The sequence below is a fragment of the Streptomyces sp. NBC_01537 genome (assembly GCF_045040445.1).
Lineage (GTDB): Bacteria > Actinomycetota > Actinomycetes > Streptomycetales > Streptomycetaceae > Actinacidiphila.
In genome coordinates, this window is sequence record NZ_CP109392.1 from 9,874,811 (window position 1) to 9,897,391 (window position 22,581).

Annotated in this window: 20 protein-coding genes and 1 pseudogene; 6 read left to right on the forward strand and 15 right to left on the reverse strand. The window is 71.0% G+C overall.

Translation table 11 applies throughout. The features are described 5' to 3' along the window. Nucleotides 1–3: 3 nt before the first annotated feature. Nucleotides 4–435: a carboxymuconolactone decarboxylase family protein gene (locus OG607_RS45405; RefSeq protein ID WP_405717096.1), complete on the forward strand. Its 432-nt coding sequence runs from the start codon at nucleotides 4–6 to the stop codon at nucleotides 433–435. Between the two features lie 18 nt (nucleotides 436–453). Beyond that, nucleotides 454–1,116: a sulfotransferase family protein gene (locus OG607_RS45410; protein ID WP_405717094.1), complete on the forward strand. Its 663-nt coding sequence runs from the start codon at nucleotides 454–456 to the stop codon at nucleotides 1,114–1,116. A 299-nt stretch (nucleotides 1,117–1,415) separates the two neighbouring features. Here the strand turns inward: OG607_RS45410 and OG607_RS45415 are convergent, their stop codons facing one another. The 10 genes from OG607_RS45415 to OG607_RS45460 form a co-directional block, all read right to left on the reverse strand. Beyond that, the gene (locus OG607_RS45415) at nucleotides 1,416–3,167 is read right to left on the reverse strand and encodes an ABC transporter ATP-binding protein (RefSeq protein WP_405736444.1); all 1,752 of its coding nucleotides are present in this window, start codon (nucleotides 3,165–3,167) and stop codon (nucleotides 1,416–1,418) included. A 492-nt stretch (nucleotides 3,168–3,659) separates the two neighbouring features. Further along, nucleotides 3,660–4,577, reverse strand: coding sequence for an ABC transporter permease (locus tag OG607_RS45420; protein WP_405717092.1), 918 nt, complete (start codon nucleotides 4,575–4,577; stop codon nucleotides 3,660–3,662). Further along, the gene (locus OG607_RS45425) at nucleotides 4,564–5,367 is read right to left on the reverse strand and encodes an ABC transporter ATP-binding protein (protein ID WP_405717090.1); all 804 of its coding nucleotides are present in this window, start codon (nucleotides 5,365–5,367) and stop codon (nucleotides 4,564–4,566) included. Before OG607_RS45425 ends, OG607_RS45420 begins: the two co-directional genes overlap by 14 nt. A 59-nt stretch (nucleotides 5,368–5,426) precedes the next feature. After that, nucleotides 5,427–6,533 carry an aliphatic sulfonate ABC transporter substrate-binding protein gene (locus tag OG607_RS45430; protein ID WP_405717088.1) on the reverse strand — a complete coding sequence of 369 codons (1,107 nt, stop codon included), beginning with the start codon at nucleotides 6,531–6,533 and terminating at the stop codon, nucleotides 5,427–5,429. After that, nucleotides 6,533–7,861, reverse strand: a complete 1,329-nt coding sequence (locus OG607_RS45435; protein WP_405717086.1) for a sulfate adenylyltransferase subunit 1 — start codon at nucleotides 7,859–7,861, stop codon at nucleotides 6,533–6,535. Before OG607_RS45435 ends, OG607_RS45430 begins: the two co-directional genes overlap by 1 nt. Nucleotides 7,862–7,863: 2 nt before the next feature. After that, nucleotides 7,864–8,802, reverse strand: coding sequence for a sulfate adenylyltransferase subunit CysD (gene cysD, locus OG607_RS45440; protein WP_405717083.1), 939 nt, complete (start codon nucleotides 8,800–8,802; stop codon nucleotides 7,864–7,866). After that, entirely contained in the window at nucleotides 8,799–9,389 is a 591-nt protein-coding gene (gene cysC / locus OG607_RS45445) for an adenylyl-sulfate kinase (protein WP_405717080.1), read from the reverse strand. Before cysC ends, cysD begins: the two co-directional genes overlap by 4 nt. Nucleotides 9,390–9,490: 101 nt before the next feature. Next, complete coding sequence (locus tag OG607_RS45450) at nucleotides 9,491–10,270, reverse strand: alpha/beta fold hydrolase (RefSeq protein WP_405717078.1); 780 nt, start codon at nucleotides 10,268–10,270, stop codon at nucleotides 9,491–9,493. A 257-nt stretch (nucleotides 10,271–10,527) separates the two neighbouring features. Continuing rightward, a complete protein-coding gene (locus OG607_RS45455) occupies nucleotides 10,528–10,962 on the reverse strand; it encodes a YdeI/OmpD-associated family protein (protein ID WP_405717075.1) in 435 nt (144 codons plus the stop codon). 122 nt (nucleotides 10,963–11,084) lie between these two features. Further along, entirely contained in the window at nucleotides 11,085–11,498 is a 414-nt protein-coding gene (locus OG607_RS45460; RefSeq protein WP_326782980.1) for a VOC family protein, read from the reverse strand. 158 nt (nucleotides 11,499–11,656) lie between these two features. Here OG607_RS45460 and OG607_RS45465 point away from each other — a divergent pair, with 158 nt between their 5' ends. Beyond that, entirely contained in the window at nucleotides 11,657–12,865 is a 1,209-nt protein-coding gene (locus OG607_RS45465; RefSeq protein WP_405717073.1) for an RNA-guided endonuclease InsQ/TnpB family protein, read from the forward strand. Nucleotides 12,866–12,959: 94 nt separating this feature from the next. Here the strand turns inward: OG607_RS45465 and OG607_RS45470 are convergent, their stop codons facing one another. The 4 genes from OG607_RS45470 to OG607_RS45485 all read right to left on the reverse strand — a co-directional run bounded on the left by OG607_RS45470 (nucleotide 12,960) and on the right by OG607_RS45485 (nucleotide 15,475). Next, a complete protein-coding gene (locus OG607_RS45470) occupies nucleotides 12,960–13,616 on the reverse strand; it encodes a glyoxalase (RefSeq protein ID WP_405717070.1) in 657 nt (218 codons plus the stop codon). Further along, nucleotides 13,616–14,137: a helix-turn-helix domain-containing protein gene (locus tag OG607_RS45475; protein ID WP_405717068.1), complete on the reverse strand. Its 522-nt coding sequence runs from the start codon at nucleotides 14,135–14,137 to the stop codon at nucleotides 13,616–13,618. The genes OG607_RS45470 and OG607_RS45475 overlap by 1 nt, the downstream gene beginning before the upstream one ends. A gap of 156 nt (nucleotides 14,138–14,293) precedes the next feature. Then, entirely contained in the window at nucleotides 14,294–14,704 is a 411-nt protein-coding gene (locus OG607_RS45480; protein ID WP_405717065.1) for a VOC family protein, read from the reverse strand. A gap of 309 nt (nucleotides 14,705–15,013) precedes the next feature. Then, nucleotides 15,014–15,475: a carboxymuconolactone decarboxylase family protein gene (locus OG607_RS45485; RefSeq protein ID WP_405717062.1), complete on the reverse strand. Its 462-nt coding sequence runs from the start codon at nucleotides 15,473–15,475 to the stop codon at nucleotides 15,014–15,016. Nucleotides 15,476–16,168: 693 nt separating this feature from the next. Between OG607_RS45485 and OG607_RS45490 the strand changes: the two genes are divergently transcribed. Together OG607_RS45490 and OG607_RS45495 are read left to right on the forward strand one after the other, a co-directional pair. Further along, nucleotides 16,169–18,238, forward strand: coding sequence for an MMPL family transporter (locus OG607_RS45490; RefSeq protein WP_405717060.1), 2,070 nt, complete (start codon nucleotides 16,169–16,171; stop codon nucleotides 18,236–18,238). A 139-nt stretch (nucleotides 18,239–18,377) separates the two neighbouring features. Beyond that, nucleotides 18,378–18,619, forward strand: a pseudogene (locus OG607_RS45495) (LD-carboxypeptidase); the annotation flags it as partial. On the opposite strand, the gene OG607_RS45500 reads toward OG607_RS45495, so the two are convergent. Next, nucleotides 18,582–18,707, reverse strand: coding sequence for a hypothetical protein (locus OG607_RS45500; protein WP_405737488.1), 126 nt, complete (start codon nucleotides 18,705–18,707; stop codon nucleotides 18,582–18,584). The pseudogene OG607_RS45495 and the gene OG607_RS45500 sit on opposite strands and share 38 nt — an antisense overlap. A gap of 703 nt (nucleotides 18,708–19,410) precedes the next feature. On the opposite strand from OG607_RS45500, the gene OG607_RS45505 reads away from it, so the two are divergent. Next, nucleotides 19,411–22,077 carry an FAD/NAD(P)-binding protein gene (locus OG607_RS45505; protein WP_405717058.1) on the forward strand — a complete coding sequence of 889 codons (2,667 nt, stop codon included), beginning with the start codon at nucleotides 19,411–19,413 and terminating at the stop codon, nucleotides 22,075–22,077. The last annotated feature ends 504 nt before the right edge of the window (nucleotides 22,078–22,581 follow it).

Here is a 22,581-nt window from a genome sequence, read left to right on the forward strand (position 1 = left end):
CCGATGGCTCAACGGATGGGCAACCCCTCCCTGGTCGTTCCCGGCGCCCTGCAGCCCCTGCTCGACCTGTCCGAGGTCATCGGCAAGGTCGGCGTGCCGCAGTCGACCCTCGACTTCATCCGGCTGCGCGTCGCCGCGCTCAACGGCCGGGTCTACACCTTCCCGGCCGAGCCCGCGGACAAGCGCCTGTCCCTGGTGGACACGTGGCGGACCGAGCCCTCCTTCACCGACGCCGAGCGCGCCGCCCTGGAGCTGGCCGAGGCCGTCACCCTGCAGACCGACGCCCGGAGCGCGCCGTCGGACGAGGTCTGGGCGGACTCCTCCAAGCACTACACCGACGTGCAGCTCGGAGCCCTGGTCATGCACATCAGTCTGGTCAACTTCTGGAACAGGGTGAACGTCGCCACCCACCAGGACGACGCGGTCTGGCGCTGAGGAAGAGGAAACATCACCGTGTTGAAGCTCATCAACGCCGGCCTGGGCCGGACCGGCACGACATCACTGCAGGTGGCCCTGGAGCGGCTCGGCCTCGGGCCCTGCTTCCACATGTTCGAGATCGTCGACGACGAACAGCGCCTCGCCCAGTGGGAGCGGATCATCTGCGACGGCGAGCGCCCCGACTGGGCCGCGCTCTACGACGGCTACACCTGCGCGGTGGACGGCCCCTCCACCGTCTACTACCGGCAGATCAGCGAGGCGCTCCCCGGGACCAGGGTGGTCCTCACCGTGCGCGACGCCGAGGGCTGGTACAAGAGCACCCACGACACGCTGTACCAGTTCGCGCTGCGGACCATGGAGCACCCGCCCGAGCCGGGCTCCCGGCAGGCCCGGCTGTTCCGCGTCGTCAACGCCCTGGTCTGGGAGGGCCTCTTCGACGGCCGGTTCGCGGACAAGGACCACGCCATCGAGGTCTACCACCGGCACACCGAGGACGTCGTACGCGCCCTCGGCGCGGACAACGTCCTCGTGTACGACGTGAAGCAGGGGTGGGAGCCGCTGTGCGCGTTCCTCGGGGTCGAGGTTCCCGACGAGGAGTTCCCGCGCGCCAACAGCTCCGAGGAGATGCGTCAGCGGATAGCCCAGGCAGCCGGCGCCGGCCCGGTCCCTGCCGGTTGAGCCGGCGAGTCCCGGCATCACGACGGGAACGGCAGCCGGCGTCCGAGGACGCCGGCTGCCGTTCCCGGGTTCTGAGCGCGCCCCGTGGGCCCGCGCCGATCACCGGCGCGGGCCCACGGCGTTGTGCGTGCGTGGTTGTCCGGACAGACCGAGAACTGCACGTCGCCCGGGTGAGCGGCCCGTGGCCGGGCCGAAGTCGACGGCCTTGACGGGGATGTCGCCCGTCGGCCGGTTCTCCCGGACGATCCGCAGCCGGCGCCGGCCCCGCCACTTCGGCAGGGCCGTCGGGGAGGCGGATTTCAGACCGCTATGGGCTCGCTGTCCCGGTTGATGAGCGTCGCGTAGTGGCCGCCGCGCAGGAGCAGCTCGTCGTGGGTGCCGCGCTCGGAGACCCGGCCCCGGTCCAGCACGATGATCTCGTCGGCGTTGCGGACGGTCGACAGCCGGTGGGCGACCGTGATGGTGGTACGGCCCACGCTGGCCGCGTCGATGGCCTTCTGCACGGCCTGCTCGGTATGGGCGTCCAAGGCGCTGGTGGCCTCGTCGAGCACCAGGATCGGCGGGTCGCGCAGGATGGTGCGGGCAATCGCCAGCCGCTGCTTCTCGCCGCCGGAGAACCGGTACCCGCGCTCGCCGACCACCGTGTCGTAGCCGTCGGGCAGCAACATCAGATAGTCGTGGATGTGGGCGATCCGCGCCGCCGCGAACAGCTCCCCGTCGGTCGCGTCGGGCTTGGCGAACCGCAGGTTGTCCGCGACCGTGGCGTGGAACAGGTACGTCTCCTGGGAGACGACGCCGACCGCGGCCCTGAGCGTGTCGAAGGACAGGTCGCGTACATCGACCCCGTCGATCGTGACGGAACCGGACGTGACGTCGTACAGCCGCGGGATGAGGTAGCTGAGCGTGGTCTTGCCCGAGCCGGTCTCTCCGACGATCGCGAGGCTGCGGCCCGCGGGGACGGTCACGTCGACGTCGGCCAGCGTCGGCTGCTCCGTTCCCGCATAGGAGAAGCCGACCCCCCGCATGCGCACCCGCCCCCGCAAGGCGGCCGGCTCGACCGGCCGCTCGGGCTCGGCGATGTCGACGGGCAGGTCGAGGTACTCGAAGATGCGGCCGAACAGCTCGAGAGAGCCCTGGATCTCGATCCCGACGGTCAGCAGCCGCTGCGCCGGGCGGAACAGGCTCTGCTGGAGGGACGTGAACGCGACCAGGGAGCCGATGGAGATGGCCATGTGGCCGTTGTTCGAGGTCAGCCCCGAGACCCAGTAGATCATCGCCGGCATGGAGGCTATGACGATCCAGATCGTGGACTGGTACCACAGGCCCGCGGTGGTGACGCGCACCTCGACGTCGGTGAGCCTGCGCGACTGCCGCGCGAAGTTGTCGGTCAGGGAGCGCGAACGGCCCATGGTGTGGCTGAGCAGGATCCCGCTGATCGACAGCGACTCCTGCATGGTCGAGGACAGCTCGGCGAGCTGCCGCTGCCGGTCACGGGTGATGTTCCGCCGCTCGTTCCCGACGCGACGGCTCACCAGGGCGAACGCCGGAAGCATGAGCATGGACGCGAGCGTCAGCCGCCAGTCGAGCAGGAACATGGCGGTGGTCGCGGCGATGACGACCGTCATGTCGGACAGCAGCGCCGTGGCGGTGGTCGTAATGGTGACCTGCATCCCGCCGATGTCGTTGGAGATGCGCGACTGCACCTCGCCGGTACGGGTGCGGGCGAAGAAGGCCAGCGACATCCGCTGGAGGTGGGAGTACACCGCCGTGCGCAGGTCGTGCATGACGAGCTGGCCCACCGTGGCCGACACGTGCGTCTGCCAGACGTTGAACGAGCTGGTGGTGACCGACACCATGATCATTCCGAGGGAGAGCAGGGACAGCAGCCCCAGCCTGTCCTGCGGCAGCGCCGTGTCCATGATCTCGCGGATCAGGAACGGGTTGACGAGGGCGACCAGGGAGGAGCCCGCGACCAGCAACACGACGGACAGCAGCTGCCTCCGGTACGGGCGGAACAGCCCGAGGATGCGTCGCAACTGGCCGTCTTTCATCAGTGCCCGGGGACGCGTGGTGCCCGATCCGGCGCTGCTCACCCTGGCCTCCTTCTCTTGTTGGTCGGTTCCGGTCGACGGAACGCAGGACGACCGCGGAGTTGAAGCCGCCGGAGCCCCGCGCCGGAACGAGAGCCGTGGACACAGGCATGTGCCGCGGCGTGGTCACCAGATCCAGGTCGTGCCTATTGCAACTGCCTGACCAGTGCCGTCCACTGGGCGAGCTCCGCTTCCGACAGCGGTGGCAGGCACGGCTGGTCGGCAGGCAGGGCGGCGGATTCCTTCCATACGTAGGGGGGACACATGCCGTTCCACGCAAGCCCCGTCCACATCAGGCCTTCGGCCAATGTCTTCCACAGGGATCGCATAGCGGACCTGGGCCTCTCGCCCATGTCGATCTCCATTCGTAGGGGAACCGCCCAAGGGCATCTCGTGCAACGGTGCTCAACCCGACATCGGGACCGTGCCGGGTTCCGCCGGCGGACGGGCGCCTCACCGCGCGGCCAGCAGCCCGCGGCTGCGCAGCACCCGGCGCTCCAGCGGGCTGAAGAACAGCAGGTCGATGGCGACGCCGACGACGAAGATCAGGATGATGCCGAGCAGCACACCCGGCATGTCGGAGAACTCCCGCTGGTTCTCCAGGTAGCGGCCGAGGCCGGTCCCCAGATCGGGGGAGGAGGCGATGAGTTCAGCGGCCATCAGCGACCGCCAGGAGAACGCCCAGCCCTGCTTCAGACCGGCCAGGTACCCGGGCAGGGCGGCGGGCAGCAGCACGTGCCGGGCGCCGCGCAGACCGTTCGCACCGAGCGTACGACCGGCCCGCAGGAACAGCGGCGGCACCTGGTCGACCCCGGCGATCAGGCCGTTGGCGATCGAGGGCGCCGCACCCAGCAGGATCACGGCGTACATGGCCGAGTTGTTGATGCCGAGCCAGATGACGGCGGCCGGCACCCAGGCGACCGAAGGCAGCGACTGCAGGCCCGTCAGCACCGGCCCGATGGCGGCCCGTATCGGCTTGACCTGGGCGACGAGCAGGCCGATCGGCGTACCGATCGCGACGGCCGCCACGAAGCCCGTGACGCCGCGCCAGAGGCTGGTCCAGATGACGGAGAACAGGGTGCCGTCGCCCCACAGGAGCGTGAGCGCGTGCCACACCTCGGCCGGACTCGACAGCTTCTCGGGGCTGGCCAGGTGCAGGCTGTAGGCGAGCTGCCAGAGACCGACGACCAGCACGAAGCCCAGGATCGGCGGCAGCACTTTCGCCCTCAGTACCTGGCCGAACGAGGCGCGCTGCGCGTGGCCGGCCTCCAGTGCGTCCAGGCCGGCCCCCAGTGTGTCGAGGCCGGCCCCCACGTCGTCGCGGCGGGCGGCGCGGCCGCTCGCCGCGGGCCGGGCGTCAGTGCTGGACATGGCGGCGTATCTCCCCACGCAGGTGCTCGGTGATTTCGATGGACAGCGCCGCGACCTCGGCGGGCTCGCTCCGCAGCGAATGCGGCAGGTCGACGCGCCACTCCCGGGCGATCCGGCCGGGCCGGGACGACAGCAGGACGACGCGCTGGGCGAGGCGCACGGCCTCTCTGACGTTGTGGGTGACGAACAGGACGGTGAGCTTGCGCTCGTTCCAGATCCGGGTGATCTCCTCGTGCAGGACGTCCCGGGTGATGGCGTCGAGTGCGGCGAACGGCTCGTCCATCAGCAGTACGGTGCTGCCCTGGGCGAGCGCGCGCGCCACGGCCACGCGCTGGCGCATGCCGCCGGAGAGCTCGTGCACCCGCTTGCGGTACGCACCGCCGAGGCGGACCAGCTCCAGCAGTCGCTCGGCCTCGGGCCTGCGGTTCTCGCGCGGTACGCCCGCCAGGCGCAGCGCCAGCTCGATGTTCCGGCCCGCGCTCAGCCACGGGAACAGCGCGTGGTCCTGGAACATCAGCGACGGCCGGGTGCCGGGTACCTCGATGGTTCCGGCGCTGGGTTCGTCGAGCCCCGCCACCAGGTTCAACAGGGTGGATTTGCCGCAGCCGGAAGCGCCGAGCAGGGTGACGAACTCGCCCGGGGCCACGTCCAGGTTGATGTTGTCGAGCACGACGGAGCCCGCACCGGGACGGCCGAAGGCCTTGGAGACGTGCGAGAGCCGGACCGCCGGGTAGTCGTCCGTGGTCTCGACGACGGGGGCGCACTTCGGGATGGTCAGTGCCGTGGTCATGGCGGAAACCTCCTGCGGGAGTGGACGGGGCGCTGCGCGGAGCTACGGGGTGCGGGTCGTCACTTGACGCCGAGCCCGGCGTCCGCCACGGCGGGCCGGCCCGCCGCCGTGAGTACCTTGTTGAGCAGGGTCAGGTCGACGATCCCGGAGAGTTCGGGCTTGTCGAGCAGGCCCGCGGCGACCGCGTGGTCGGCCACGGTCCGCAGGGTGGCGGCCAGCGGGTCGTCGATGAAGTCGATGCCTGCCCACGCGGGGTCGAGGACGGCGGGCGGCAGCGCTTTGCCCGTGTCGGCCTTGATCCGCAGGTTGGCGTCGGCCTTCGCCTTCTCCGGGTCGGCCTTGATGAAGGCGTTGGCCGCCAGCGAGCCGCGCAGCACGGCCTCGACCACGTCGGGGTGCGCGGTCAGGAACTTCTGCGAGACGATGATGCTGGCGGTCACGAACTTGCCGTCCGGCCACAGCGACTTCTCGTCCAGCAGGACCTTCGCGCCGAGCGTGACCAGCTTGGAGGCGGTCGGCTCGGGCACCCAGGCGCCGTCGATGGAGCCGGACTTGTACGCCTCCGGCACCACCTTGTTCTCCGTACGGAGAACACTGACGTCGCCCGCGCCGGAGGCCGGGTCCACCTTGTAGCCCTTGCCCGCCAGATAGTTGAGCAGGGCGACGTCCTGGGTACCGCCCAGTTGCGGGGTGGCGAGCTTCTTGCCCCGGAGGTCGTCCAGCGAGCTGATCCTCGCCGGGTTGACCACCAGCTTCACACCGCCGGATGCCGCGCCGCCGATGATCCGCAGGGACGTGCCGTGCGACTTGGCGTAGCCGTTGATCGCCGAGTTCGGGCCGATCCAGCCGATGTCGACCGAACCGGCGTTGAGCGCCTCGATTTCGGCCGGACCGGCGTTGAAGGACTGGGACTTGATCCGGGTCGACCCCAGCTCCTTCTGGAACAGGCCGTCCTGCAGGCCCACCAGGGCGGTCCCGTGCGTGAGGTTCGGGAAGTAGCCGATCCTCACGGTGCCGGCGGAGAGCTTCGCGCCCGGGGCGCCGTAGGTCTGCTTCGCCGGGGCTGCCTCGACACTGGCTCCGTAGCCGCAGCCCGACAGCAGCCCGGTAGCCGCGGTCACCGCTACGGCCGCCATGGCCACGCGCCCGATCGTCTGGTGGTGCATCAGACCCAGTCCTCCTCGTTGGTTGCCTCGGCTGTGCGCCGTACGGTCCCGAAGGGCCCACCCGCCATGCCGGCCGCGAGGGTGGCGCCGTCGGCCGGGTCGATCAGCAGGAACGAGCCCGTCCGGCGGTTGTCGGCGTAGGGGTCGAGCGCGAGCGGCTCGGCCGTGCGCAGCACGACGTGGCCGATGTCGTTGACCTGCAGACCCGCCGCGCCGGGGCGCCGTTCGAGCGTGCTGATGTCGATCCGGTACGAGATGTCCTCGACCACGGCGCGCACGGTGCGGGTGGTGTGCTTGAGCAGGACCTTGGCGCCGACGTGCAGGGGGCGCTCGTTGAGGTGGCAGACACTGGCCCCGATGTCCTTGGTGGGCGCCCCGGCCGTGCCCCCGGCCGCGATCAGGTCGCCGCGCGAGACGTCGACATCGTCGGTGAGCCGGACGGTGACGGACTGGGGCGCCCAGGCGACGTCCGTCTGCCTGCCGAGCGTGTCGATGGCCGCGACGGCAGTGGTGCGGCCGGAGGGCAGGACGGTGACGGCGTCCCCGACCCGCAGCACGCCGGAGGCGATCTGGCCGGCGTAGCCCCGGTAGTCGGGGTGCTCGGCGGTCTGCGGGCGGATCACGTACTGGACCGGGAAGCGGGCGGGCTCCTCCCTCGGGTCGCTGCCGACCGGGACGGTCTCCAGGTGCTCCAGCAGGGTCCGGCCGCCGTACCAGTCCATGGTGGCGGAGTGCTCGACGACGTTGTCGCCGGCCAGCGCGGAGAGCGGGATCGCCACGACGTTCTTGACCCCGAGCGTGGCGGCGTACGAGGCGAACTCCTCGGCGATCTTCGCGAAGACGCACTCCTCGTAGCCGACGAGGTCCATCTTGTTGACGGCCAGGACCAAGTGGGGCACCCGCAGCAGGGCGGCGACCGCGGTGTGCCGGCGGGTCTGCTCGACCATGCCGTTGCGGGCGTCGACGAGTACGACCGCGAGGTCGGCGGTGGAGGCGCCGGTGACCATGTTGCGGGTGTACTGCACGTGCCCGGGGGTGTCGGCGAGGATGAACCGGCGGCGCGCGGTGGCGAAGTAGCGGTAGGCGACGTCGATGGTGATGCCCTGCTCCCGCTCGGCCCGCAGGCCGTCGGTCAGCAGGGCCAGGTCGGGGGTGTCCTGTCCGCGGCCGGCCGAGACCCGTGCGACGGCCTCCAACTGGTCGGTGAGGACCGACTTGGAGTCGTGCAGCAGGCGGCCGACCAGGGTGGACTTGCCGTCGTCGACGGAACCCGCGGTGGCGAAGCGCAGCAGCGTGGTGGCGCTGAGCTGCTCGGTGGTGGTGGTCATCGCTAGAAGTACCCTTCGCGCTTGCGGTCTTCCATCGCGGCCTCGGACAGCTTGTCGTCGGCCCGGGTCGCGCCCCGCTCGGTGAGGCGGGAGACAGCGATCTCGGCGATCACCGCGTCGAGCGTGGCGGCGTCGGAGTCGACGGCGCCGGTGCAGGACATGTCGCCCACGGTGCGGTAGCGGACGAGCCGCTTCTCGACCCTCTCGCCGTCCTTCGGGCCGCCCCACTCGCCAGCGGTCAGCCACATGCCGCCCCGCAGGAAGACGTCCCGTTCGTGGGCGAAGTAGATCTCCGGCAGTTCGATCTTCTCGCGGGCGATGTACTGCCACACGTCCAGCTCGGTCCAGTTGGAGAGCGGGAAGACGCGCACGTGCTCGCCCGGCGCGTGGCGGCCGTTGTAGAGCTGCCACAGCTCGGGGCGCTGGCGGCGCGGGTCCCACTGGGAGAACTCGTTGCGCAGGGAGAAGACGCGCTCCTTGGCGCGGGCCTTCTCCTCGTCGCGGCGGCCGCCGCCGAAGACGGCGTCGAACCTGTGCTGCTGGATCGCCTCGGTCAGCGGGACGGTCTGCAGCGGGTTGCGGGTGCCGTCGGGGCGCTCCTTGAGCTTGCCGGCGTCGATGTAGTCCTGGACCGAGGCCACGTGCAGGCGCAGGTTGTGCTGCGCCACCGTGCGGTCCCGGTAGTCGATGGCCTCGCGGAAGTTGTGACCGGTGTCGACGTGCAGCAGCACGAACGGCACCGGTGCCGGCGCGAACGCCTTGAGCGCCAGGTGCAGCATGACGATCGAGTCCTTGCCGCCGGAGAAGAGGATCACCGGCTTCTCGAACTCGCCCGCCACCTCGCGGAAGATGTGGACCGCCTCGGACTCCAGCGAGTCCAGGTGCGTCAGCGCGAAGGGGTTCCCCGACGCCTCGATCAGGCGATGGGTCACGGTCGTCATGCCAGGCCCCTCTCGGTCAGGAAGGTGTGTAGCTCGGCTGCGGAATCGGCCACCGAGCGGCTCTGCGTCTGGATGCGCAGCTCCGGGCTCTCAGGTACCTCGTACGGGTCGTCGACGCCCGTGAGACCGGAGACCTCACCGGCCGCCTGCTTGGCGTACAGGCCCTTCACGTCGCGCTGGGAACAGAGCGTGACCGGGGTGGCCACGTGGATCTCCAGGAACGGTGTGCCGCAGGCGGCGTGCCGGGCACGGACGGCGGCTCGGGAGTCGGCGTACGGGGCGATGACCGGAACCAGCGTCTTGACGCCGTGGGAGGCCAGCAGCCCGGCCACGAGGCCGATCCGCTGCACGTTGGTGTGCCGGTCCTCGCGGGTGAAGCCCAGGCCCGCGGAGAGGAACCTGCGGATCTCGTCGCCGTCGAGCACCTCGACCTCGTGTCCCTCGGCGCGCAGGCGCTCGGCGAGGGTGCGGGCGAGAGTGGACTTGCCGGCGCTGGGCAGCCCGGTCAGCCACACGGTGGCGCCGCGCGCAGCGGCCGGGGCCGCCTCTGCGGTGTCCCCGGCGGCCAGGGTGTGAGCCGTGGTCACGGTGGTGTTCTCCCGGGAGGTAGTTGGCGTACTTTCAGGGATGGGTCGAGCACGTCCGCCGCGCTGCAGGGCGTCGGCGCGGGCAGGGGTGGCGGGACCTTTCAGGCGGTGGCGAACTCGACCAGCGTCCGGCCGAGCACATCCATGTCGATCCGGTGCCAGGATCCGGGCAGCTCGAGGCCCCGGCCGTTGGGCAGGGCCGCCGCGGTCGCCTGCGCCGCCGCACGCAGCCAGGCGCTGGTGCTGTCGCTGTTGAGGACCAGCGTCTCCGTCCGGAATCCGGCGAGACGGCCGGCCGGGACGGTGAAGTCGCCGCAGATCCTGACGTCGTACAGCAGCGTGTGCGCGTTCGCCTCGTTCATCGCCCAGATCGGGCTCCTGCGCCACTCCGCGACCGCGTCGGGGGTCAGGCCCAGGACGGGGCCGAGGAAGTACTCGGCCGCCTCGTCGCGCCGGTCGCCTTCCTCCAGGATGACCCGGAGCGTCTCCGCGGAGTTCGACGGGGGCTTGGGGAACCCGTCGACCCGGAAGAACGGCTCGTGGAGCGCCAGCTTGGCGATCGGCGTGCCCGCGAGCGCCGCCTGGAGCGCCATGTTCGCGCCCGTGGACCCGGCGAACACGGCCGCTGAGCCGCCCGCCTCCTCGATCACGGCCTGGAGATCCTCGATCTCCCGCTCGACGGCGTACTCGGGAGCGTCACCGCTCTGGCCGCGCCCGCGGCGGTCGTAGGCATACACGGTGCAGTGCTGCGCCAGCTCGGGAACGAGCTCGTCGAAGATCGTGTGATCGCGGAATGCACCGTTGAGCAGCACGAGTGGGGGGCCCTCGCCCGACTTGTCGTAGGCGATCGTCGTGCCGTCCCGGGAAACGACCTTGCGCATACGCACTCCTCATGCCGACCGGAGGTGCTCTCACCTCGCCCTGTGTCTGCAGCTTCGAGTGCGCCGGTGCATCACCGGTCGAGAACCGATAGCGGCCCGCTTGCACCGCCTGCTGCCCCCGGCGGCGCCCAGTAGGTGACCTGCGGTTCTTCCCGGGAGAACGCAAACAGCCGTTCTTCACGCTTCGAGGTGTCGACCAACGAAGCGCTGAGGAACGGCTGGTGCGTATGGCGTCGGAGGCCTGCCCCCCCGGGGGGTCAGCCCCGCAGGGTGGCGATGGCCTTCTCGATGCGCCGCCGGCGCGTCTCGGGCATCTTCGCGCTCTCGACGGCACGCACGTGCTCGCGCTTGCGGCTGTACGTGAGGTGGTCGTACGCGGCGCGGGCGACCGGGTCGTCGTCCAGGGCTCGGGCGAAATCCTCCGGCTCGACGACGACGCGCGGCTCGGTGTCGAGCTCCAACTCGACCTCGACCTCCTCGCCGATCTCGACACCCGCGGCCTGCCGGTTGGCGTGGCTGAGGCCGATCAGGTGGCGGCCGCGCAGGAAGGCGACCCGGCTCCTCCAGGAATGCCCGTTGAGCGTGATCGTCACCGGTGGCCGCGAGCCCTCGCCGAGAGCTTCCACCACCTCGGGTGGAACCAGCAGGCCCCGCATGGGCTCGGGCGGCTCGACGTGGGACAGAAACTTCATGATCTACCTCCTGTTGTTCTGCCGGCCCGCCGCGGATCCGGCCCGCCCGGCTCCGGTGGCCGCTCCCGCTTCCCGCACGGGCCCATCGCCGTCCGGGACGGCTGTGAGGCAGGGAACCGCGGCTACTCGGCGTAGGGCTGGTCGGTTCCCTGGGTGCTGAAGCCGAGACTCCAGACGTAGCCGTCCGGGTCGGCGAAGGTGCCGCCGTACCCGCCCCACGGCAGAGCGCCGGCGGGCTTGAGGACCGTGGCGCCGGCCTTCGCGGCCTCCGCCATGATCTCGTCGACCCGCGCCTCGCTGCGGACGACGTAGGTCAGGACCAGTCCGCTGAAGCCGCTGCCCTCATGGTCCGTGCCCACCTGGTCGGCCAGTCCTTCGCGGCTGTAGAAGCCGACGGGCGAGGCGCCGTCCGATTCGAAGAACACCGAGATGCCGTAGTCACTCTGGACCTTCCAGCCGAGCCCCTCGGTGTAGAACTGCTTGGCCCGGTCCATGTCCCGGACGCCGAGAAGGATCGAGCTGACGTGTGCCTTCATCGGGGCTCTCCTTTGTGGAAACCCCCGCCTTCAGGCGGGGGAGGAAACGAAGCACCCGCGGAGCGGGGCAGGGAAAGCCGGTTCGCCGTCAGGGCGGACCGGCGTCCACCACGCGATACCGGGATTCGGTCACAAGCTGGCGTGGTAGTTTGTGAGATATGGCTACTCACGTGAAGCGGGCGTTTAAGTACCGCTTCTACCCGGACGATGCGCAGGCGGCGGAGCTGTCGCGCACGTTCGGATGCGTGCGGAAGGTCTACAACCTGGCTCTCCAGGCCCGTACCGTCGCGTGGTACCAGCGGCAGGAGCGGGTCAACTACAACGCGACGTCGGCGATGCTCACGGCGTGGAAGAAGACCGAGGAACTGGCTTTCTTGTCCGAGGTGTCCTCGGTGCCGTTGCAGCAGTGCCTGAGGCACCTGCAAGGCGCGTTCACCAGCTTCTTCGAGGGACGGGCGAAGTACCCGCGCTTCAAGTCGCGGAAGAAGTCCCGCAAGAGTGCCGAGTACACCAGCTCGGCGTTCCGCTACCGCGACGGTGCCCTGACGCTCGCCAAGATGCGCGAGCCCCTGAACATCGTGTGGTCCCGGCCGCTCCCCGAAGGCGCGCAGCCCTCGACGGTGACGGTGTCGCAGGACGCGGCGGGGCGCTGGTTCGTGTCCCTGCTGTGCGACGATGCGATCACCCCCGCCCCGGCCACCACGGCCGCCGTCGGGATCGACGCCGGGATCACCTGTCTGGTGACCCTGTCCACCGGGGAGAAGGTCACCAACCCCCGGCACGAGCGCCGCGACCGGGCCCGCCTGGCGAAGGCGCAACGGCAGCTGTCCCGCAAGGAGAAGGGCTCCGCCAACCGGGACAAGGCCCGGCTGAAGGTCGCCAAGGTCCACGCCCGGATCACCGACCGGCGCCGCGACCACCTGCACAAGCTGACCACTCGTCTCGTCCGTGAGAACCAAACGGTCGTGATCGAGGACCTGACCGTCCGCAACATGGTCAAGAACGGCAAGCTCGCCCGAGCCATCTCGGACGCGGCCTGGCGCGACCTGCGGACGATGCTGGAGTACAAGTGCGCCTGGTACGGGCGCGAACTCGTCGTGGTCGACCGCTGGTTCCCCAGCTCCAAGCTGTGCGGGGCCTGCGGCACGATCCGGGCGAAGCTGCCGTTGAACGTCCGTGAGTGGACGTGCGACTGCGGCACCGTGCATGACCGTGACGTGAACGCGGCACGCAACATTCTCGCGGCCGGGCTGGCCGTGACAGCCTGTGGAGACGGTGTAAGACCTCAACGGGAGTCCTCCCGGACGGGGCAGTCGTCGGTGAAGCAGGAAACCCAGCGGGCGACCGCTGGAATCCCCCGCCTTTAGGCAGGGGAGGAAGTCAAGTCGTACTCCTTGAGCTGCAGCAGAGGTATACGTGTCGGACATCCGGGCCGGGGCCCGGCTGTCACAGGGACGGAGGTCAGGACGGCGTGGGGGCGGCAGCTTCCCAGGCGAACCCGTCCGGGTCGGTGAAGGCGTCGGCGGTGCTGCCGAGGACGATGCGGTGCGAGCCGGTGCCGTCGGCGGGGACGCCGACCTCCTTGGCCAGGGCGCGGCGCTTGTACAGCGCCATTTTGACGGGGTGGGACTGACCGGGGGCGAACTCGACGTACTTGCTGCCGAAGCTCTTGGTCACGGTCATGCCCCGGTCGGTGTAGAACTGCTTGGTGGCCTTCACGGCCTCGACGCCGATCAACAGGACGACCTCGTCGATGTCGCGGGTGTCGGGGCCGGTGTCCTTCTTCGCCGGGGTCGCGATCTTCCAGATCGTCCCGTCCGGGGCCTGGACGACACCGCTGTAGCCCCACAGCGACTTCGCGGCGGGCTTCAGGACCGTGGCGCCGGCGTCCACGGCGGCGCCGAAGAAGCCGTCGACGGTGGCCGGCCCGGACACCGTGAGCGCCAGGGTGAAGCCGCGGAATCCGGTGGAGTGCGCCTCGGACGCCCGCAGGCGCAGGTACGTGTCCACGCCGAAGGCGCTGTAGAAGCGCCGGGCGGCCTCGATGTCGGCCACCTCAAGGGTGACGGACGCGATGGACGTGGTAGCAGTGGTGGAAGTGGAGGTTGCCATGACCATCACGCTAGGGGCTGTGCGGCGGCCGCGGCTTCTCGATTCCTGACCGGTCTCGAGACCTGCTTCGCCACGCACGCCGGCATCCCCTCCACCCTGATCGCCGGCCCGGCATCACGGGCCGCACCCGCAGCACCGGCATGGCCGGCCGCCGCATCGGCCGCCTGGCGCCGGAAGGCCCCGGGCGGCATACCGACCAGCTCGGTGAAGCGGGTGGTGAACGTCCCCAGCGACGCGCAGCCCACCGCGAAGCAGACCTCGAGCACGCTCAGGTCACCCCGCCGCAGCAGCGCCGACGCCCGCTCGATACGACGCGTCATCAGGTACGCGTACGGCGACTCACCATAGGCGGCCCGGAACTGCCGACTCAGGTGCCCCGCGGACACGTTCACATCACGGGCGAGCGCCTCCACGTCCAGTGGCCGCGCGTATTCCCTGTCGATCCGGTCGCGGACGCGGCGCAGCCGCGCGAGATCATCCAGACGCTGCGCCTGGATACGTGCACGCCGCCATTCAGGCTTGCACATGAGAACCCTCCCCTTTCGTCTTTCGTCTTCGACCTTCTTCGACGTCTTCCTCACGACATCTTCGATGCGTCGGGGGTGCCCACTGCGGTGCGCCGCCGCGTTCCCTATGGGCGGTGGCGATGCCGGCCCGCACGGCTGCATCGGTACCCGCACTGCTCAGCGAAGCTCCTGGATGCGGACCAGGTTGCCCGACGGGTCGCGGAAGGCGCAGTCGCGGATGCCGTACGGCTGCTCGGTCGGCTCCTGGACGACTTCGGTGTCACCGGCCTGCACCTTCTCGAACGTGGCGTCGACGTCCGGGGTGGCCAGCAGGATCCATCCGTAGGTGCCCTTGGCCATCATCTCCGTGATCATGCGGCGCTCGTCCTCGGTGATGCCGGGATCGGCGGCAGGCGGTGTCAGCAGGATCGAGGTGCCCGGCTGACCGGCCGGGCCTACCGTGATCCAGCGCATCCTGCCCTGGCCGACATCGCTGCGGACCTCGAAACCGAGGACGTCGCGATAGAAGGCGAGCGAAGCGTCCGGGTCGTCATGCGGCAGAGAAGCCGTGTGAATGGTGATGTCCATAGCAAGCAGGTTAGAGGCGACCCCGCGAACCGAACTTCTCGATTCCTGACCGACCCTGACACGCCGTGACGGTCACGGGGCGGCGCGATCACCGGCCACGGCTTCCTCGGACTCCCCGCCGCGTACGGTCCCGCACGGCTGCAGCACCGCCGGCGGCCGCGATCCGTGAGGCCCTCGCGGCCGTCCTGTCGGCCTCTGGGTGGCAGGTTCGTCCTCAATCGCCGGACGGGCTGAATTCAGCCCGTCCGGCGATTGAGGACAAGCGCGGCCGGAGGCTGCGCAACCCGGTGAACCAAGGCGGCCACCGCACTAGCTCCAGGCGGCGCCCGCGGGCTCCTGGACGGTGGCGTTCAGCCGGTTGAAGAAGTTCGTCGTCGCGATCATGAGGATGATCGCGGCGAGCTGCTGCTCCGTGAAGTGGTCGGCGGCCTCGTCCCAGACCGCGTCCGACACGGCCTGCCCGCTGTGGTCGGCCAGCCGGGTGGCAGCCTCGGTCAGTGCCAGCGCGGCGCGCTCGGCGTCCGAGAAGAACGGCGCCTCGCGCCAGGCGGCGACGGCGTGCAGGCGCTCGTCGGTCTCCCCGGCCTTCTTGGCGCCCGTGACGCCGGCGTGGACACAGGAGCTGCAGCCGTTGATCTGGCTCGCGCGGAGGTGCACCAGGTCCAGTGTGTGCGGGTCGACCCCGCCCTGGTGAATGGCCTTGTAGAGGTTCTGAATGCCGTTCATGGCGTCCGGCAGAACCTTGGCTGCGTTCTTCATACGAGCCTTCATCGGGTGCTCCCTCAGCGGTGTTCTTCGTTCTTCCGTCCGTCACAACACTGACGGATCCCGCCCCACGGGTGGGACCGGCGAACGCGACAAACCTTTCGAGCGGCGGCACGCCCCCCTCCAGTGACCAGCGGCGATTAGGGAGCCTCAGGCGCGTCTGTGCCACTGCTCAAGCGAGCCTCATGCGTGCCTGCGCCACCGCTCCGAGGAACCTCATGCGCTCCTGTACGACCGCAACGGTGACGGGTGACCGGTCCACACCCATCGCGGCACCCGGTCGTACGTGCTGCTCGACGGGATCGGCAGCGGCGGCGAGGTACGCGACCGGGCCCGGGCCACCGCCCGCCGCCTCGTCCGCGCCGCCCCGGGCCCCTTCCCGGGCGGCGCTCCCGCGCAGCGCGCCCCTCCTGCTCGACCGGAATCCGGCCGGAAACGGACCGTCATCGGGCGAGGGAATCCGAGTTCAAGCCAACTCGAGGGGCGCTCCACCAGGACTCCACCCCTGTGGTGAAGAACCTTTGTATACCCAGTTCCGTACGAGCCCCCGCTCCACGGCTCCTGACCCTCAGTGAGCGTCACATGACGACCCAGACCCCGGCACCATCCCCCACGGAAACGGTTCCACCGCCCGTTCCTTCCCCCACCGTTGCGCGCCGATACGCTGCCTTCGTCGCCGGCCGGCGCTCCAAGTGGGTCGTGCTTGTGCTGTGGCTCCTGCTCATGGGTATCGGTGGCTCGCTGGCCGCCGGCCTGGCAGACGTACAGGACAACGACCCTGAAGCCTGGCTGCCGTCGAGCGCCCAGTCGACCAAGGCGGTGCAGCTCGCGGAGCAGTACTTCGCCGACAAGGACTCCAGTACCGCAGTCATCGTCTACGCCCGCGAGGGCGGCCTCACCCAGGCCGACCTGTCCCGGATCGACGGCGATCGCACCCGGCTCGCCGACAAGGTGGCCATCGGCGAGGTCTCCCCCGCCGTGGTCTCCCAGGACAAGGTCGCGGCCTTCGTGAGCGTTCCGCTGCGCACCTCGCCCAGCGACAACAAAGTGCTCACCGACAAGGTGACGGAAGCCGGCAAGCTCACCTCCGACGGCGCCCCCACCGGTCTCGACGTCAAGATCACCGGCGAGGCCGGGAGCATCGCCGACTTCGCCGAGGTCTACTCCGGCATGGACGGCGCACTGCTGGGTGTCGCACTCGGCGTGGTGGCGCTGCTGCTCCTCATGACCTACCGCAGCCCGGTGCTGTGGCTGATTCCGCTGATCGCCGTGGGGCTGGCCAGCCAGGTGGCGAGCGGCGTGGTCTACCTCCTCGCCAAGCATGCGGGGCTGGTGGTCAACGGTCAGAGCGCCTATGTACTGATGGTGCTGTCAGTGGGCGTGGGCACCGACTACGCCCTGCTGATCATCGCCCGCTACCGGGAAGAGCTGCACCGGCACGAAGACCGCCACACGGCGATGGCGCTGGCCGTGAACGGCTCGCTGCCGGCTCTGGCCGCCTCCGCCGCGACGGTGGCGCTCGCGACGCTGTGCCTGGTGTTCGGCAGCATGAACAGCACCCAGGGTCTGGGACCGGTCGTCGCCATCGGTGTGGTCCTGGTGTTCTTCGCCATGACCTCGCTGCTGCCGGCGCTGCTGGTGATCCTGGGCCGCTGGGTGTTCTGGCCCGTGAAACCGCGCGTCACGGCGGGATACGACCCGAACTCGGCGCAGGGGCACAGCAGGTGGGCAAAGATCGCCGCGGCCGTGGGACGGCGCCCGCGCGCGGTGTGGATCGGCACGGCGCTGGTGCTGGGCGTCATGGCGCTGGGCATCACCGGCGTGCAGACCGGCCAGACGCAGGCGGAGCAGTTCACCGGCAAGGTCGACTCGGTCACCGGCCAGCAGGTTCTGGCCAAGCACTTCGCCGCAGGCTCGTCTGCTCCTGCGGATGTGTACGTCCGCGACGCCGGGGCCGAATCTGCGACGGCCGTCGTCGCCACGGTGCCCGGTGTGTCCTCCGTCAGCACCCAGGTGGCCAAGGGCGGCTGGACGCACCTGACAGCAGTACTCCGCGACGCCCCGGACTCCGCGGCCGCCAAGGACACCGTCCGGGACATCAGGACGGCGCTGGACGGATCGACCGGGCCGGCAGCCGACGCGGTCGTCGGGGGCCAGAGCGCGGTGGCGCTCGACGTCTCCGAGGCGCAGGGTGACGAGGAGACGCTGCTGATCCCGCTGATCCTCGCGGTGGTGCTGGTGATGCTCCTCATCCTGCTGCGGGCGACCATCGCATCTGCGGTGCTGCTCGGGTCCGTGGTGCTGTCGTTCGCGGCGGCCGTCGGCACGGCCTCGCTGCTGTTCCACGCACTCGACCACGCGAAGATCGACCGCGGGCTGGTGCTGTTCGGCTTCATCTTCCTCGTCGCGCTGGGCGTCGACTACACCATCTTCCTGATGACACGCGCAAAGGAAGAGGTGCGGCTGCGTGGCCACCGCGAGGGAATCCTCACCGCGGTAACGGTGACCGGCGGTGTCATCACGTCGGCGGGCGTGGTGCTGGCTGCCACGTTCTGCGTCCTTGCGGCCATCCCCACGGTGAGCGCACTGCAGCAGGGGCTCCTGATAGCGGTCGGTATCCTCCTCGACACGTTCCTGGTACGCAGCCTGCTGGTTCCGGCGCTGGCCCTGGACCTGGGGCCGCGCATCTGGCGGCCGGGCCTGACGCCACAGGAGACGGCGCCGCACGAGTCCGGGAAGAGCCGGGCAGAAGCGCCGTCCACCGTCTGAGTTTGCGGTGTGACGTCGCGGGTCACTCGACGAGCTGATCCGCGGTTCTTCCCGGGACGACGCAGGCGGCCGCTCCTCACGCTTCGAGGTGTCAAGCAACGAAGCGCTGAGGAACGGCCGCCTGCGTTTGAGTGTCCTTTCCCCGGACGGCCTGCTCGTCTGCGTGGAGGCGGGTGGCGACGGCGCCTTCGCCATCTGCCGGAAACTGCACGGCATGCGACTCGCGGGCTTCCTCGACCGGGCGAACGCCGTCCTCGTCGGCCGGCCAACGCGCCCGACGCCGGCTCCCTCAGCCAGCACGAGGCCGTCCTCGACGCCCTGGGGTCCCTCAACGTACCGATCATCACCGACGCGGAGTGCGGCCATGTCCCGCCGTACATCCGGCGGCCGGCGTCTCCAGCCGGGCCCGCAGCCGCGGATACCGCCCGGCGACCTCCTCGGCCTTGGCCATGGTCTCCCGCAGCAGCACCTCGCTCCTGTGGTGTTGAGTGCGCCACGAGGCAGAAGGAGTGCCCGGCGGGGTCGGCGTAGACGTCCCAGCCGCGGCCGCACCCACCGCCGTCCAGGAGGGCCGCCACCACAACGTCGTCGACGGCGGCCGCGACCGCACCGCCCGCGACGAGTTCTGCGCGCCCCTCGGGCCGCTGCCTCGACCTCCTCCTCACCAAGGTCCACCCGGCCCTCGCGGCAGCCACCGCCGCTCGGTGACCACCCGGGTCCCGCCGCGGCGACCCACCAGGGTCCCGTTGGGTGACTTCCTCCCGGGGCGTCCCGCCAGCCGAACCGCGACCCAGTCGCCGTCCCGCAACGAGTTGCGGGACGGCAGGCGAAGCCGTGCCACCGGAAGCCACCCCCGACCCGCGCGACGACCCGGTGCGTTTCGGCCAGTGGGTCGCGTCTCCCGCCCCCACCGGCCTGCGGTGCTCGCCCGCCCCCGTACCGGCGAAGGCGCCGCGCCGCCGGTACGGGGGCGGCGGCCCGGCGCGAGGCGGGCGGGCGGGCCCCGGTTCCGGATCCGGCCGGCGACGACCGGTGCTTGAGCGGTCCTCGAGCGCCGGGTGGGATTCCTCTAACGACACCTTTTCCTACTCACTCGGTCGGAAAAGTGCGCGCGACCCGAAGGCGGAGCTCCGTTCCACCGGCCCCGCCGCCGATAACTGCCGGAGGCTTATGTGAGTCCAGTCCGTGAGCGGTACACGGTGGCCGTCGTCGGTGCGGGTGCGGCCGGCACGCTGACCGCCGTCCACCTCTGTGAGGCGGCCACGCGCCGCCGAACCCCCCTCGACCTGGTCCTGATCGACCCGGCCCCCGAAGCGGGCCGCGGCACCGCCTACACCACCCGGGATCCCGGGCACCGCCTCAACGTGCCTGCGGGCGGCATGAGCTGTTACCCCGACGACCCCGGCCACTTCACCCGGTGGCTCTGCCGCCACGGCGAACCCACCGTCACCGCCGCCGACTTCGCGACCCGCTACCGCTACGGCGCCTACCTCGCCGACACGCTCGCCCAGGCCATCGTCCGCGCGCACGGCACCGTGTCCGTACGCCAGCTGACCACCCGCGCCGAGCACGTCGCCGGCGCCCCGGACGCCGGGGTGACCCTCCGGCTCGCCGACGGTACGCGGCTCGCCGCCGACGGCGCGGTCCTGGCCACCGGCCCCGCCGCGTCGACCGCGGCCTGGGCCCCCGCGCAGCTGCGCGCCGCCGCCCGCTTCGTCGCGGACCCCTGGACCAGCGGCGCGCTGGACGGACCCCGCGCCGACGACAGCGACGTCCTCCTCATCGGCACCGGCCTGACCTCCGGCGACCTCACCCTCACCCTCGAACGCCCCGGCCGCACGGTGCACGCCGTGTCCCGCAACGGCCTGCTGCCCCAGCCGCACGCCCTGACCCCGGCCGGCCCCATGCCCGCCCCCGAAAGCCTCTACGACACTTCCTTCGAGCAGCTGCGCCGCACCGTCTACCGCCACGTCGCCCGCGCCGTGCGCCTGCACGGCGACTGGCGCCCCGCGCTCGACAGCCTGCGCCCGCACACCGCGCACCTGTGGCGCCGCCTCACCCCCGAGGACCGCGCCGAATTCCTCACCCGCGACGGCGCGTTGTGGAACACCCACCGCCACCGCATGGCGCCCGCCACCGGCGAGTCCGTCCTGCGCGCCCGCACCGCGCGCCGCCTGGCCGTCCACGCCGGCACCGTCACCCGCGCCGACGTCCGCGCCGACGGATCGCTGGACATCGGGCTCTCCGGCGGGCGCGACCTGCACGTGGGCTGGGCCATCGACTGCACGGGCCCGGGCCCGGTCCTGGATGACCCCCTGTGGCGCTCCCTGTTCGAAGCCGGCGCCGCGGTGCCCGGCCCGCTCGGCATGGGCGTCGCCACCCTCGACGGGCGCCTGCTCGACGGGCAAGGGGCCACCGGCCTGCCCCTGTACACCCTCGGCGCCCCGCGCCGCGGCGAGCTGTGGGAGACCACCGCCATCCCCGAGATCCGCGTCCAGGCGGCGGCCCTCGCCCAGGAGCTGCTCGCACCGCTCACTCCCCGGCGCCGCACCACGCGCCGCCCGCTCGACGGGCACGGCCTCGCCCTGTCCACCCACGCCGAGGCGGCCGCCGCCTACCGCACCGGACTCGACCGGATCCTGAAGGTCCGCTCGGGCGCCGAGGACTCCCTCAGCCGCGCGGTCGCCCTCGACCCCGGCTTCGCCCTCGGGCACGCGGCCCTCGCCCTGCTGGGACACGAGTGCGGAGCCGCCGTCGACGTACCCCGGGCCCTGGCGGAGGCGCAACGCTGCGCCCGGGAGCGGGCGTGTGAACGCGAGCGCTCCTTCGTGGAGGTCGTCACCCGCCGCGTCCACGGAGACGAAGGCGACGCGGCCCTCGCACGGCACCTGGAGCACCACCCGGCCGACGCGCTCGCCCTCGCCGTTGCCGTGCCCACCATCGCCTTCTCCGGCGTCGACGACCTCGACGACGACTACGCGCTGCGCCTGGTCGAGCGAACCTCCTCCGCGTACGACGGCCACTGGTTCCACACCTCCCTGCTGGCGTTCCTGCGCCAGGAGCAGGGCCGCCTGCACGAGGCCGGCGAACTCGCCCACCGCGCCCTGGCCGCCGAGCCCGCCTCCGGGAACGCCGCGCACGCGCTCGCCCACGTCCACTACGAGACCGGCGCGCACGGCGCGGGCCGCGACTGGCTGGAACGGTGGGTCGCCGGGCGGGGCCGCCGCGCCGTGCACCGGGCCCATTTCTCCTGGCACATCGCCCTGCACGAACTGGCCCTCGACGACCCCGCCGCCGTACGCAAGCGCTGGTTCACCCAGCTCGCCCCAGGCCGGGTGACCGGCGTACGCGCCCTGGTGGACTCGGGGTCGCTGCTGTGGCGCGCCCGGCTCAGCGACAGCTGGCGCGGCGACCTGCCCGTCGCGGACGTCCTGGACGCGGTGGAGGCAGAGATCCTGGAACGGCCCGCGACCGCCTTCACCGCCCTGCACTGCGCCATCACCCTCACTGCCGTCGGCGACCTGGCCGCCCTGCGCCGGCTGCGCGACCACGCGGCGGCCGCCGACGAGGTCCAGCGCGAGGTCATCGCCCCCCTGTGCGAGGCGTTCGCCGCGCTCGTCGAGGAACGCTTCCGGGACGCCGCCCGCGGCCTCGACGCGCTCCTGCCCGTCCTGCGCCGGGTCGGCGGAAGCGCGGCGCAGCGCGAGGTCGTCGAGGAGACCCTGCTGTACGCGCTGACGGCGGACGGCCGCTGCGAGGCGGCGGCCCGCCTGCTGGACGCCCGCCTGGAGCGTACGCAGGCCCCCCGGGACCGGCGGATGCGGGCGGGCCTGCTATGACCGGCCATTGATGTTGTCGTGGGTCGTTCTTGTTGAGCAGTGGGCAGAGTCCTGACCTGGTGTTACTCAATTTGGGCGAGTGTGTGGTTGTGGTGGGTGAGGTGGATCTGAGCGGTCTCTTCTGTGAGTGGCACCGAGCGTTCTATGGGTGCCTGATCAGGGGATATTTCGGCGCTGCCGAGCAGGGTTGGTTCGATTGCTCACGTGGAGCGGGTGCTGCGCACGTTCGCGGGTTCGTCAAAGGAGCGGTCGGGGATGCTGAGGCATTGCGCCGTTCCCTGGCCGCCGTCTATGCGTCCGGGCGTCCCGCCATCCGTGCGGGTGCCGATTCGGCTCGTCGGCGGTCTTGCGCCGCTGGCCGAGCACCACAGCCACCGGGGTTCCAGGTCGCGGTCACCCGGCAGGTGCCCGACCTTCAGACGTGGCAGAACAGCTTCTGTTCTTTTCCTGCCCGCACCAACGCGATGGCGCGGGCGCGGAACTCAGCGGGGTAGGCGCGGGGCA

Coding starts and splice junctions, on each gene's coding strand:
- OG607_RS45405 (WP_405717096.1), top strand. CDS start 4: ATGGCTCAACGGATGGGCAACCCCTCCCTGGTCGTTCCCGGCGCCCTG.
- OG607_RS45415 (WP_405736444.1), bottom strand. CDS start 3,167: ATGAAAGACGGCCAGTTGCGACGCATCCTCGGGCTGTTCCGCCCGTAC.
- OG607_RS45420 (WP_405717092.1), bottom strand. CDS start 4,577: ATGTCCAGCACTGACGCCCGGCCCGCGGCGAGCGGCCGCGCCGCCCGC.
- OG607_RS45425 (WP_405717090.1), bottom strand. CDS start 5,367: ATGACCACGGCACTGACCATCCCGAAGTGCGCCCCCGTCGTCGAGACC.
- OG607_RS45430 (WP_405717088.1), bottom strand. CDS start 6,533: ATGCACCACCAGACGATCGGGCGCGTGGCCATGGCGGCCGTAGCGGTG.
- OG607_RS45435 (WP_405717086.1), bottom strand. CDS start 7,861: ATGACCACCACCACCGAGCAGCTCAGCGCCACCACGCTGCTGCGCTTC.
- cysD (WP_405717083.1), bottom strand. CDS start 8,802: ATGACGACCGTGACCCATCGCCTGATCGAGGCGTCGGGGAACCCCTTC.
- OG607_RS45450 (WP_405717078.1), bottom strand. CDS start 10,270: ATGCGCAAGGTCGTTTCCCGGGACGGCACGACGATCGCCTACGACAAG.
- OG607_RS45455 (WP_405717075.1), bottom strand. CDS start 10,962: ATGAAGTTTCTGTCCCACGTCGAGCCGCCCGAGCCCATGCGGGGCCTG.
- OG607_RS45460 (WP_326782980.1), bottom strand. CDS start 11,498: ATGAAGGCACACGTCAGCTCGATCCTTCTCGGCGTCCGGGACATGGAC.
- OG607_RS45465 (WP_405717073.1), top strand. CDS start 11,657: ATGGCTACTCACGTGAAGCGGGCGTTTAAGTACCGCTTCTACCCGGAC.
- OG607_RS45470 (WP_405717070.1), bottom strand. CDS start 13,616: ATGGTCATGGCAACCTCCACTTCCACCACTGCTACCACGTCCATCGCG.
- OG607_RS45475 (WP_405717068.1), bottom strand. CDS start 14,137: ATGTGCAAGCCTGAATGGCGGCGTGCACGTATCCAGGCGCAGCGTCTG.
- OG607_RS45480 (WP_405717065.1), bottom strand. CDS start 14,704: ATGGACATCACCATTCACACGGCTTCTCTGCCGCATGACGACCCGGAC.
- OG607_RS45485 (WP_405717062.1), bottom strand. CDS start 15,475: ATGAAGGCTCGTATGAAGAACGCAGCCAAGGTTCTGCCGGACGCCATG.